This is a genomic window from Streptomyces hygroscopicus subsp. hygroscopicus (assembly GCF_001553455.1).
Taxonomy (GTDB): Bacteria; Actinomycetota; Actinomycetes; order Streptomycetales; family Streptomycetaceae; genus Streptomyces; species Streptomyces hygroscopicus.
This window is the reverse complement of record NZ_BBOX01000482.1, coordinates 1-12,642: the sequence shown is the minus strand read 5'-3', so window position 1 is coordinate 12,642 and position 12,642 is coordinate 1. Positions and strand designations below refer to the sequence as shown.

The 12,642-nt window shown below is 73.2% G+C and carries 5 protein-coding genes; 4 read left to right on the top strand and 1 reads right to left on the bottom strand.

Features of this window, described 5'->3' with window-relative positions:
• From AXW62_RS36740 to AXW62_RS36725, 4 genes are all read left to right on the top strand, one after another.
• On the top strand, positions 1-1,489 hold a 1,489-nt coding region (locus AXW62_RS36740; protein ID WP_159061037.1), incomplete at its 5' end, for a thioesterase domain-containing protein.
• 119 nt (positions 1,490-1,608) lie between these two features.
• Positions 1,609-8,514, top strand: a complete 6,906-nt coding sequence (locus tag AXW62_RS36735; RefSeq protein WP_060948221.1) for a type I polyketide synthase — start codon at positions 1,609-1,611, stop codon at positions 8,512-8,514.
• Between the two features lie 150 nt (positions 8,515-8,664).
• A complete protein-coding gene (locus tag AXW62_RS36730) occupies positions 8,665-10,101 on the top strand; it encodes a class I adenylate-forming enzyme family protein (protein WP_060948220.1) in 1,437 nt (478 codons plus the stop codon).
• Positions 10,098-11,096: an ACP S-malonyltransferase gene (locus AXW62_RS36725; protein ID WP_060948219.1), complete on the top strand. Its 999-nt coding sequence runs from the start codon at positions 10,098-10,100 to the stop codon at positions 11,094-11,096. Before AXW62_RS36730 ends, AXW62_RS36725 begins: the two co-directional genes overlap by 4 nt.
• Positions 11,097-11,277: 181 nt before the next feature.
• On the opposite strand, the gene AXW62_RS36720 is transcribed toward AXW62_RS36725, so the two are convergent.
• Positions 11,278-12,201, bottom strand: coding sequence for an LLM class F420-dependent oxidoreductase (locus tag AXW62_RS36720; protein ID WP_060948218.1), 924 nt, complete (start codon positions 12,199-12,201; stop codon positions 11,278-11,280).
• Positions 12,202-12,642: the final 441 nt, after the last annotated feature.

The window sequence follows — 12,642 nt, the reverse complement described above, 5'->3', positions numbered from 1 at the left end:
CCTCTACGAGGTCCGGCGGCTGGAGGCGGCGTGGAACGACGCGGCGCGCACCGGTCTTGCGCCAGTCTCCTCCGAAGAGGCTGTGGAACTCTTCGACGCGGGAGTCACCTCCGGCACGGCCGTGGTGATGTCCGCCCGGCTGGACGTGGCCGCGCTGCGCGCCCAGGGCGCCGCGATGCCCGCCGTGTTCCGTTCCGTCGTCCCGGACGCCCCCGTCCGGCGTGCGGCCCGGTCGGCGGAGCCCGAGGCGGACCGGCCCACCCAGCTGCGGCAGCGGCTGGCCGGGCTGTCGCGGGCCGAGACGGACGAGGCGCTGCTCGAACTGGTGCGTACCGTCGCTGCCGCGGTGCTCGGGTTCGCGTCACCCGATGACATCGACGCCGACCACGAGTTCATGGAGATGGGCTTCACCTCTCTTACGGCGGTCGAGTTCCGTAATCAGATGGCTGCCCTCACCGGTCTGCGGCTGAACACCACGGTCGTCTTCGACCACCCGAGCCCGCGCGAGATGGTGGCCCATCTGCGCCCCCGGATCGCTGCCGAGATCGCGTCCGCCCCGGCCGGCCGCCAGGGCCGGGAGCAGACCGCTCCGGCCGCCCAGGCCGACCCGGCGGCTCCGGCCGCCTCGCCCGTGACCGGGCCCGTTTCCCCGGTGCCGCAGGCGAACACCGACGACACCCTCAGCTCCCTGTACCGGCAGGCGGCGCGGCAGGGCAAGCCCAAGGTCGGCATGGCGCTGCTGGTGAACGCGGCAAGGCTCCGTCCGACCTTCGAGGACCCGGCCGGCTTCGAGGGGAACATCAGGCCCGCGCGGCTGGCCCGGGGCACGGAGCGTCCCCTGCTGATGTGCTTCTCCTCCCACGTCGCACTGGGCGGCGTCCACCAGTACGTGCGGTTCGCCGCGCCGTTCCGCGGCAACCGGGACGTGGCGGCGCTCGGCACCGTGGGGTCCGTCCAGGGCGAGAGCCTTCCGGCCACCCTGGACGCGCTCTTCCGGTTGCAGGCGCGGGCCGTCGCCGAGTACGCCGAAGGCGCGCCGGTCGTCCTGTGCGGCTCCTCGGCCGGAGGAATGTTCGCCCACTCGGTGGCCGCCGCTCTGGAGAGCCAGGGCACACCGCCCGCGGGGGTCGTCCTGATGGACACCTACCTTCCGTACACCACGAAGCTCGTCCAGTTCGAGGACGCCTGGCTGGACGAGATGTACGAGCGGGACGAGCTCGTCTCCATGGACAGTGTCCGGATGTCCGCCATGGGCTGGTACTCGCATCTGATGGAGGGCTGGGAGCCGCCGGAGATCTCGGTTCCCAGCCTCCACATCCGGGCGACGGAGACGGTGCTCCGGACGAACCCGGACGCGGGGGCACAGAGCTGGCAGGCCGACTGGCCCGCCGACTCCGCCATCGACGTGCCCGGAAACCACTTCTCCATGATGGAGAAGCACGCGGACACCACCGCCCAGGCCGTCGAGGACTGGGTGGCCAACCTCTAGCGGCCACGCGCCCGCCCGCAGGCGACGACCGCGGGCGGGCGCCCACGCCGAAGCCGCACTCGGGGCGGCACACAGCTTTGACGCAGGGTCTTCCACAAGGCAGGAGCTAGGTGAGCACCATGTTGAACGGGTCCAGCGACTCGGGCGAGTCCATCAGGCAGGCTGGGCCGGGTCCCGACGAGAACCCCGGTGAACTGCCGTCACTCGGTCCGGACTTCCAAGAACTGCCGGACCTCGAACAGCGCAGGGTCCTGTTCGACCTGGTGCGCGCACACGTCGCCGCGGCGCTGCGGTCGGAGTCGCCGCGCACGCTCGACGCCGAGAGCTCCTTCCTCGACCTGGGACTGGACTCGCTCGCGGCGGTCAATCTGCACCGCGGACTGGTCGCCGCCACCGGGCTCACCCTCGATGTGTCGCTCGCCTACGACTACCCGACGCCCAACGAGCTGGTGGACCACCTCCACCGGCAGATCTTCCCCGCCGCCACGGACGAGGCCGCCCCCGCACGGGCCGTGGTGGGCTCGGACGACCCGATCGCCATCGTCGGGATGAGCTGCCGGTTCCCCGGAGGCGTGAACAGCCCCGAGGACCTGTGGCGGGTCGTCTCCGAGGGGGTGGACGCCATCACCCCGTTCCCCACCGACCGTGGCTGGGACCTCGAGGCGCTCTACAGCCCGGACCCGGACCGCCCCGGCACCAGCTACGCCACCGAGGGCGGGTTCATCCACGACGCGCCCGAGTTCGACGCGGAGTTCTTCGGCATCTCGCCGCGCGAGGCGCTGGCCATGGACCCGCAGCAGCGGCTGCTGCTGGAGACGAGCTGGGAGGTCTTCGAGCGGGCCGGCATCGATGTGACCAAGCTGAGGGGGAGCAGGACCGCCGTCTTCACCGGTGCCGAGCACCACGACTACGGGCCCCACCTGCAGAGCACCAAGAGCGGCCTGGAGGGCTACGCGCTGACCGGGATCGCCGGCAGCGTCGCCTCCGGGCGCATCTCCTACACCTTCGGGTTCGAAGGCCCCGCGTGGACCGTGGACACCGCGTGCTCCTCGTCGCTGGTCTCCCTGCACCAGGCGGCGCACTCGCTGCGCCAGGGCGAATGCGATCTGGCGCTCGCCACCGGTGTCGCCACGATGCCGACCCCGGGCGACTTCATCCTCTTCAGCCGTCAGCGCGGACTCTCCTCCAACGGGCGCTGCAAGGCGTTCGGCGCCGAGGCCGACGGTACGTCGTGGGCCGAGGGCGTCGGCGTGCTGCTGGTGGAGCGGCTCTCGGACGCCCGGCGCAACGGCCACGAGGTGCTGGCGATCGTGCGCGGTTCCGCCGTCAACCAGGACGGCGCCAGCAACGGTCTGACCGCCCCCAACGGCCGCTCCCAGCAGCGCGTCATCCGGCAGGCGCTGGCCAACGCCGAGCTGACCGCGGACCAGATCGACGTGATCGAGGCGCACGGCACCGGAACCTCGCTCGGCGACCCCATCGAGGCGCAGGCGCTGATCGCCACCTACGGTGAGAGCCGCCCGGAGGGGCAGCCGGTGTGGCTGGGGTCCCTCAAGTCGAACATCGGGCACACCCAGGCGGCGGCCGGTGTGGGCGCCGTCATCAAGATGGTGATGGCGATGCGCCACGGCATCCTGCCCAAGACGCTGCACGTGGAGGTGCCCACCCCGCACGTGGACTGGGAGTCCGGGGGCGTGGCGCTGCTCACCGAGCAGATCCCCTGGCCGGAGACCGGGCGGCCACGCCGTGCCGGTATCTCCTCGTTCGGCATGAGCGGCACCAACGCGCACGCCATCATCGAGCAGGCGCCGCCGCTGGAGGCCGCCCCCGCGGCCGATGACACCGAGGACCCGGACACCGCGTCCCAGCCCGTGTCGTGGCTGGTGTCCGCCAGGAGCGAGGAGGCGCTGCGGGCGCAGGCCGCGCGGCTGCGGGAACACGTGGTGCGCGACCGCGACATGCGGCCGGTCGACATCGGATGGTCCTCCGCCGTGACCCGCGCCGCGCTCGAGCACCGGGGCGTGGTGGTGGCGTCCGACCGCGACGGGCTGCTGCGGGGACTCGCGGCGCTCGCCGAGGACACCGACGCGCCGGGCCTGGTGCTGGGCAGGTCCACCGCCCAGCGGGTGGCGTTCCTGTTCACCGGGCAGGGCGCCCAGCGCCTGGGCATGGGCCGGGAGCTCTACGAGACCTACCCGCTGTTCGCCGACGTCTTCGACGAGGCGTGCGACTACCTGGAGGTGCGGCTCGGCACCTCCGTGCTCGACGTGGTGTTCGGCCCCGCGGACGACGACGCGGCCGACCGTGGCGCGGCCGGTGACGAGCTGAACCGGACGATGTTCACCCAGGCCGGGCTGTTCGCCTTCGAGGTGGCCCTGTTCCGCCTGCTGGAGTCCTGGGGCGTGCGCCCCGACTTCCTGATGGGGCATTCGGTGGGCGAGATCGCGGCGGCGCACGTGGCCGGGGTGCTGTCCCTGGAGGACGCGTCCGCTCTGGTGGCGGCCCGTGGCCGGCTGATGCAGGAACTCCCCGAGGGCGGCGCAATGGTGGCCGTCCAGGCTTCGGAGGAGGAGGTGGCCGGCAGCCTGCAGGGCCGCGAGCACCAGGTGTCGCTGGCGGCGCTCAACGGCCCCACCTCGGTGGTGCTCTCCGGCGACGAGGACGCGGTGCTCGAACTGGCCGGACACTGGGAGGCCCAGGGCCGCAAGACCAAGCGGCTGCGGGTGAGCCACGCGTTCCACTCCCCCCGGATGGACGCCATGCTGGAGGAGTTCGGCCAGCTCGCCGCCTGCCTGTCGTACGCGGCCCCCGGCATCCCGGTCATCTCCAACGTCACCGGTGAGGTGGCGGGTGCCGAACTGGCCACCCCCGAGTACTGGGTCCGCCATGTGCGCGAAGCGGTCCGCTTCGACGACGGCATGCGCCGGCTCGCGGCCCAGGGGGTGACCACCTGTGTGGAGCTCGGCCCCGACGCCGTGCTGACCGCGATGGGCCAGGACTGCCTGGACGCCATCGACGCCGACGCCGCGTTCGTGCCCCTGGCCCGCGCCGGGCGCCCCGAGGCGCAGACGCTGGCCGAGGCCGTCGCCACCCTCTACGTGAACGGCGTCGGCGTGGACTGGGACGCGGTGTACGCCGGGCGTGGCGCCCGCCGGGTCGGCCTGCCGACCTACGCCTTCCAGCACAAGCGGTTCTGGCTCGAGGCGGGCGGGGCCGTGACCGGCGACGCCCGCAGCGTCGGGCTGGGCCGGGTGGACCACCCGCTGCTCGGCGGCCTCACCGAGCTGGCCGAGGGCGACCGCACGGTGCTCACCGGGCGGCTGTCGCTGCAGACGCACCCGTGGCTCGCCGACCACGCCGTGGCCGGGGGAGTGCTCTTCCCGGGCACCGGGTTCGTGGAGCTGGGCCTGCTCGCCGGCACCGAGACCGGGGCGGGGCGGCTCGGCGAACTCACCCTGGAGACGCCGCTCCTCCTGCCGGAGCAGGGCGGTGTCCGGGTCCAGGTCGTGGTCGGCCCCGCGGACGAGTCCGGGGTGCGGCCGCTGGGCGTGTACTCGCGCTCCGACAGCGACGAGCCGGGCGAGGAGTGGGTGCGCCACGCCCAGGGCGTCCTCGAAACGGACAGCGGCGCGGCGGCCACCGACAGCCTGCTGCAGTGGCCCGTCCCGGGCGCCCAGCAGGTGCCGATGGACGGCTTCTACGAGGGCCTCGCCCAGGTCGGTTACGGCTACGGGCCGGTCTTCCAGGGGCTGGAGTCGGTCTGGCGGCTGGACGACGACGTCTACGCCGAGGTGGCGCTGCCGGACTCGGCCGCCCAGGAAGCGGGACGGTTCGGCCTGCACCCCGCCCTGCTCGACGCCGCCCTGCACGCCATGGAGATGGGCGACTTCGGCGGCGAGAGCGGACGGGTCACGCTGCCGTTCTCCTTCACCGGGGTGACCCTGCACGCGGTGGGCGCCGGCCGGGTGCGGGTGCGGCTGCGCCCGGAGGGCAAGGACACCGTCTCGCTGCTGGTGACCGACGCCACGGGCGCGCCCGTCGCCTCGGTGGAGTCGCTGGTGGTGCGGGAGGTGGCGGCCGAGCGGTTCGCGTCGGGGCCGCGCGCCACCGGCGGCGACGGCACGCTGTTCCGGGTGAACTGGGAGGTGTTCGCCGCCGCGCGGAACGGCAGCGGGACCGGTGCGTCCTCGGCGGTGATCGGCGCCGACCGGGCGCGGGCGGGCGCGCTGCTCGCCGCCGCGGGCGTCGAGTACACCGAATACCCCGGGGTGGACGGGCTCGTCGCCGCCGTCGAGGAGGGCGCCGCGGTGCCGGAGGCGGTCTGGGCGTGGTGCGGCGCCGAGCCCGCCGGGCCGGACACCGGGGACCTCGCCGGCACCGTCCGCAAGGCGGCCCACCGGGCGCTGTCCCTGGTCCAGTCGTGGCTCGCCGAGGACCGGTTCGCCGGGTCCCGGCTGGTGGTGGTGACCAGCGACGCGGTGGCGACCGGGCCGGGCGAGGGCGTCGCCGGACTGGCCAACGCCGCCGTATGGGGCCTGGTGCGCTCGGCGGCCACCGAGAACCCGGGCCGGATCCAGCTGGTGGACATCGACCGCCACGCCGAGTCGGCCGCCGCGGCCGTCGGGGTGGTGACCGCCGCGATCGCGGCGGGCGAGCGCGAGGTGGCGCTCCGCCTGGGCCAGGGACTGATCCCCCGGCTGTCCAGGAACGCGGCCGGCCGGGTGCTCGAGGCCCCCGCCGGGACCTCGGCGTGGAAGCTCGGCACCACCGGCGGAGGCACCCTGGACAACCTCTCGCTGCTGCCCGACCCGGCGGCCCAGGCGCCGCTGGCGCCCGGATACGTGCGGATCGCGGTGCGCGCCGCCGGCCTCAACTTCCGTGACGCGCTGATCGCCATCGGCATGTACCCCGACGACCACGCCACGATGGGCGGCGAGGGCGCCGGTGTGGTCCTGGAGGTCGGCCCGGGAGTCACCGACCTGGCCCCCGGCGACCGCGTCATGGGCATGATCAACGCCTCGTTCGGGCCGGTCGCGGTCGCCGACCGGCGGCAGATCGTCCCCATGCCGCGCGGCTGGACGTTCGCCCAGGGCGCGTCGGTGCCGGTGGTGTTCCTGACGGCCTACATCGGTCTGGTGGAGCTGGGCAAGGTGCGGGCGGGCGAGTCCGTGCTCGTGCACACCGCCACCGGCGGCGTCGGCATGGCGGCCGTGCAGCTGGCCCGGCACCTCGGTGCCGAGGTGTACGCGACGGCGAGCCCCGGCAAGTGGGACACCCTGCGGGCCATGGGATTCGACGACAAGCACATCGCCTCCTCGCGTGACCTGGAGTTCGAGCGGCGCTTCATGGAGGCCACCGACGGCCGGGGCATGGACGTGGTGCTGGACTCGCTCGCCCGGGAGTTCGTCGACGCCTCCCTGCGGCTGATGCCCAGGGGCGGGCGCTTCCTGGAGATGGGCAAGATCGACGTGCGGGACCCCGAAGAGGTCGCCGCACAGCACCCCGGGGTGAAGTACGAGGCGTACGACCTGGTCATCGCCGACTACGACTGGGTCCAGAGGATGCTGGTCGACCTGGTCGCCCTCTTCGACCAGGGCGCGCTGCGCCCGATCCCGCTGACCGCCTGGGACGTGCGCCGGGCCCCGGACGCGGTGCGGCACATCAGCCAGGCCCGGCATATCGGGAAGAACGTGTTCACCATGGGCCGCACCCTGGACCCCGCGGGGACGGTGCTGGTGACCGGCGGCACCGGCGGCCTGGGCAGCGAGGTGGCCCGCCACCTGGTGGCCGAGTACGGAGTGCGGAACCTGGTGCTGGTCTCCCGGCGCGGGCCGGACGCGGACGGCGCGGCCGGCCTCAAGGCCGAGCTGACCGAGGCGGGCGCGTCGGTGACGCTGGCCGCCTGCGACGTCGCCGACCGCGCGTCGCTGGAGCGGGTGCTGTCCGCCGTGCCCGCCGACCACCCGCTGACCGCGGTCGTGCACGCGGCGGGCGTCCTCGACGACGGCGTCATCGACACCCTGTCGCCGAAGCGGATCGACGCGGTCTTCGAGCCGAAGGTCGACGCGGCGTGGAACCTGCACGAGCTGACCCGGGATCTGGACCTGGCGGAGTTCGTGATGTTCTCGTCCGCCGCCGGTGTGTTCGGCAGCCCCGGACAGGGCAACTACGCCGCGGCCAACACCTTCCTGGACGCGCTCGCCGCACACCGGCGCGCCCTCGGCCTCCCCGCCGTGTCGCTGGCCTGGGGCCCGTGGGAGCAGGCCGGCGGTATGACCGGCACGCTCAGCCAGGCCGACATGGTGCGCATGGCCCGGGAGGGCATGGCCGCCCTGTCCATGGCGGGCGGCATGCGCCTGCTGGACGCCGGCCGGACGGGCGAGGACGCCCTGTTCGTGCCGATGCGGCTGGAGACGGCGGCGCTGAGCAACCAGGCCGACATCCCCACCCTGCTGCGCGGCGTGGTCCGGGTACGGAGCAAGGCGGCGGCCGACGGCAAGGCGGCAGCCCCCGAGTCGGCCCGGGTGAAGCTGGCCGGTCTGTCCGGGGCCGAACTCGACCGCGCGCTGCTCGACCTGGTCCGCGGCAGTGCGGCCATGGTGCTCGGTCACAGCGGAGCCCAGTCCATCGAGCCCGACCGCTCGTTCCAGAACCTCGGCTTCGACTCGCTGGCGGGGGTGGAGTTCCGCAACCGGCTGAACTCGGCCACCGGGCTGCGCCTGCCCTCCACGCTGATCTTCGACAACCCCACGCCCGCCGCGCTCGCCGAGTACCTGCGCGGCCGGGTGGCGACCGACAGCCCGGCCGAACCGGACGTCGATCCGGAAGAGGCCAGGATCCGCGCGCTGCTGGCGTCGATCCCGCTGGAGCGGCTGCGCCGCGCCGGTCTGCTGGACACGCTCACGGAGCTGGCGAGCGGCAAGGACACCGCGGAGGCGGACGCCACGGAGAAGGAGACGGACTCCATCGACGCGATGGACGACGACGACCTGATCGACATGATGCTCGAAGATCTCGACTCCTGACGGAAGGCCGAGTCCCCCCGGAAACCTCCGGGGGGACTCGGCCTCTCGGCGGCCCCCGGGACCGCCGCACCACCGCCCTGCATGATCCGCCGGCGTGACGGGCGTTTCCTCACCTCGGACTTCAAGAAGAGAAAGGCAGAGTGACACCCGATGACCGCAAAGCTCTTTGCGGCGGAAGCGGTACAGACGCTTCCCGACTTCGAGCGGAACGCCGTGGCCATCGCCGACGCGCTCCGCGAACGCGGCGTCAGCGACGGCACCCGGGTCATGCTCAAGGCGGGCAACTCCGCCGGCTACGTCGGGGCCCTCCTCGCCCTGATGCACGTCGGCGCGTCCATCGTGATGGTCGACCACCAGGAGCGGGCCGAGGCGACGCAGCGCATCTGCGACCAGGCCGGTGTCAAGATCAGCGTGGTCGACGACGACACCCCGGTCCTCGAGGGCGGCCCGGTCCGGGTCACCATCTACGAACTGCTGGTGGCGGCCCTGGAGCAGTCCCCCGCCGAGCAGCGGCTGTCCTTCGACACCTGGTGCGCACTGCCCGACGGCCTGATCATGTGGTCATCCGGGTCCACCGGGGAGCCCAAGGGCGTCGTCAAGACCGGCGCGAAGTTCCTGAAGAACCTGGAGCGCAACGCCCGGCAGGTGGGCCACCGCCCCGACGACGTCCTGCTGCCGCTGCTCCCCTTCTCCCACCAGTACGGGCTGTCCATGGTGCTCATCGCCTGGCTGGTCAAGTGCTCGCTGGTCATCGCGCCCTACCGGCGGCTGGACCGGGCGATGACCATGGCGGGCGCGTGCGGCGCCACCGTGGTCGACGCCACCCCGGCCAGCTACCGCAGCATGCTGAACATGATCGGCCGCAAGCCCGCCCTGGCGGACCAGCTGTCCGGCGTCCGCATGTTCTGCAGCGGGGCGGCCCCGCTCGACCCCGGCCTGGTCGGCGACTACGTCAAGCGGTTCGGCCTTCCCCTGCTCGACAGTTACGGCAGCACCGAGGCCGGCAACGTGTCCTTCGCCACCGAGGACAACGCGGTCGCCTGCGGGCGCGCCGTGGAGGGCCTGGAGCTGCGGATCGTCGACGACGAGGGAACCGTCCTGCCCTCGGGCGAGGTCGGGGAGATACAGGTCCACTCGCCGGATCTGATGGAGGGCTACCTGGGGGACGACGGCACCGTGACCCCGGTCGACGCCAACAAGGTCGACTGGTACCCCACCGGCGACTTCGGCTACCTCGACAGCGGGGAGAACCTCTTCGTCCTCGGCCGCAAGTCCGCGGTGCACCGCAACGGCCACACCCTCTACCCCGAGATCATCGAGCACAAGCTGGCCGCGGGCGGCTGCCTTACCAAGGTCGTGCCCGTCCCCGACCAGCAGCGCGGCTGCCAGCTGGTCTTCTTCGTGGAGGACGAGCAGCGGCGGGAGCCGCGGTTCTGGCGGGAGCCGATCGCTTCCCTGCTGCCGGCCTTCGAGCACCCCAACCGCATTCACGTCGTGGAGAGATTCCCCCTGAACCGCAACGGCAAGCCCGACAAGCGCGAACTCGAGCGGCTCGCCCTGGACCTGGCACCGGGAGCAAAGGCATGACCGAGACACAGCCGGAAGCACAGCCGGAGCCGCGGCAGGGCGGCACGGCCGTCGTCTTCCCCGGTATGGGGCCGTTCCGCTTCACCGACGTGGGCGAGTTCCTGCTGACCAACCCCCACGCCCGGCGGCGGCTGGCGATCGCCGACGAGGTGGTGGGGTACTCCGTGTTCGACCGGTACCGCCAGTCGGACGCCGAGGAGGAGGGCCAGTATGCCGAGCACACCCAGATCGCCTTCCTGACCGTCTGTCTCTCCCTCGCCGACTGGGCGGAGGAGACGCTGGGAGAACGGCCCGAGCTGTGCGCCGGCCCCAGTTTCGGCCAGCGCGCCGCGGTGACCTACGCGGGCTCCCTGCCGTTCGAGGAGACCGTGCGGCTCACCGCCGAACTGGCCCGCTGCGAGGAGGAGTACTTCCGGCAGGAGCACCGCGACGCGGTCACCCACTGCGTGATCCACACCCCCGAGGAGCGGCTCCGCGAGGCGCTGGCCGAACTGGACGACGAGGGCGAGTGGCATGACATCTCCGGCTACATCGACCGGGGTTTCTACCTGGTGTCGTTGCGTGAGCCCGTGCTCGACCGGTTCAAGAAGCGGATCGGTGAGCTCGGCGGCTACAACATGTACACGATGTGGCCGCCGGTGCACGCCCCGGCGTTCTCCGCGCTGCGCCGCAAGGCGGAGGAAGAGGTCCTCGGCTCCTTCCAGGTGGCCGACCCCGAGCTTCCGATCGTCGCCGACCAGAACGGCGCGCTGCTGACCGCCGCGGACGGTGTGCGCACCATGCTGCTCGACACCTTCGACCACCCGATCCGCTGGCCGGACATGGTGGAGACGATGCGGGGGCGCGGTATCACCAAGGTCTGCATCGCGGGCCCGGACAACCTCTTCGGCCGGGTGACCTGCACCGGGGAGAACTTCGAGGTCGTGGCCATCGACGCGCGCAAGGCGATGCGTCCGCGGGTCCGCCAGAGGAGTGTCCGCCGGGCGAGGCGGTGAGGCCGCGGACACGGCGGGCGCCGGTCACGGCCGGGGCCCCACGGCCGCGGGGCCCGCAACCCGACGGGGGCGGCCGGGCGCGCGTGCGTGGCGGGCCCGGCACCATCCGGGCCCGCCACCGGTGTGTGACGAGGCCGTGGCCTGATCCGGCACCGCCCGCGGGGACCGACGGACCGGTGCGTCAGGCCGCCAGTTCCCCCAGGAGCGCCCAGGTGCGGCGCCGGGCGGCCTCGCCCGCGATCTCCGTCCCCGAGAACACCACCTCCGTCGCCCCGGCGTCCCGATAGCGCCGCACCTCGGCGGCCACGGCCTTCTCGTCCCCGATCACGGCGACATCGGCGGCCCGGGCGGCGCCGGAGAGCCCGATGACCCGTGCGTAGGAGGGGATCCGCTCGTAGAACGCGAGCTGCTCGGCCGCCGTCTCGCGCACGGCGTCGGCGTCGTCGGTGACCACACCGTGCACCAGCGCCACGACGCGGGGCGCGGGGCGCCCGGCGGCCTCCGCCGCCGCGGTGACGGCGGGGACGATGTGCTCGGCCAGGGCGCGGGACCCGGCCAGATAGGGCAGGATCCCGTCCGCCAGTTCACCGCTGGCCTTCAGCGCCTGTGGGCCCATGGCGGCGACGAGCAGCGGCACACCGGATCCGGCGCCCGGCACCCGCGCGGACACCGGCGTGGCCGCCGTGAGCAGTTCGCCGTGGAAGTCGGCGGTGCCGGTCTCGGTCAACTGCCGCAGGGCGGTGAGGAATTCCCGCAGCCGGGCGACGGGCCGTTCGAACGGGATGCCGAAGCCCGCCTCGGTCAGGAGTTTGGTGCCGAGCGCGAGTCCGAGGTGATACCGGCCGTGGGTGGCCGCCTGGGCGGTCTGGGCCTGGCTGGAGACGAGCAGCGGATGACGCCCGAAGACCGGGATCGCGGAGGTGCCCACCTGCAGGCCCGGTACCTCGCGTCCGACGATCGCCGCGAGCTGGGGCGAGTCGGCGCCGAAGGTCTGCCCGAACCAGGCGGACCGCAGCCCCGCGGCCGAGGCCTCCCTGGCCAGGTCCACCGTGGCGTCGATCTGGTTGTCGGCGTCCGCCGCGTTGAGTGCTACTCCCACAGTCATGTCAGCGCCAACCCGCGGGGCCGGCCGCACATTTCCGTGCGGGTATGACAGTTGTGTGTCAGGGGGTCCGGGGGAGGGGCCGGCCCGGACCGGTGCGCCGCCGCTCGGGCCGTCCGGTCACCGTTCGCCACCGCCTGGAGCGGGCCGGACCGCCGTGGCTGCCGGGACCGCCGGGCCCCGGGGCGTTCGGCCGGGGAGGGGCCATCGCCCGCGCGCCCGGCGGAACGGACGGCACCGGGGCGACGGCCTGTCAGGCCGGGGCACTCCCTTCCGGGTTTGTCATGTACGGGCTACAGTGCGCGCGTATGGGAGCGCTCCCAACGTCCGGCTCCCGGGCCGAACCCCATGACAGGACGTCATCCCCGCACCTTCATGACCGCACTTTCCCGTCCGCATCACGACCAGCCGAAGGATCCTCATGACCCCGACACCACACCGCGC